Annotated in this window: 1 protein-coding gene; it reads left to right on the top strand. The window is 69.3% G+C overall.

Features of this window, described 5'->3' with window-relative positions; genetic code table 11:
* On the top strand, positions 1-336 hold a 336-nt coding region (locus EN874_RS32695), incomplete at both ends, for an ATP-binding cassette domain-containing protein (protein WP_127428856.1).

The following is a 336-nucleotide window of genomic DNA, read 5'->3' as shown; positions in this document are numbered from 1 at the left end:
GAAGAGAACGACCGGCTGGGCCGCATCCAGCGCGGCGAGACCGAGGACGGTGCCATGCTCAGCCTCAGAAACCTCTCAGTTACGCTCGACGACGGCACCTCAGTGGTGAAGGAGACCGAGGTAGAGATCCAGCCCGGCGAGCGCGCGCTGGTCTCGGGCGAATCCGGCACCGGCAAGTCGACGCTGGTGCGCGCCATTGCGGGCCTCTGGCCCTGGGGCAGTGGCAACGTCGACTTCCACCCGGGGAAGCGCCTCTTCATGCTGCCGCAGCGCCCCTATATCCCATCCGGCACGCTGCGCCGCGCCCCCGCCTATCCCGCCGCCGCCGACAACTGG

Origin of the sequence: Mesorhizobium sp. M1D.F.Ca.ET.231.01.1.1 (genome assembly GCF_003999155.2) — a bacterium.
In the GTDB taxonomy this organism is placed as follows: Bacteria; Pseudomonadota; Alphaproteobacteria; order Rhizobiales; family Rhizobiaceae; genus Mesorhizobium.
This window is presented reverse-complemented; position numbering and strand designations above follow the sequence as displayed.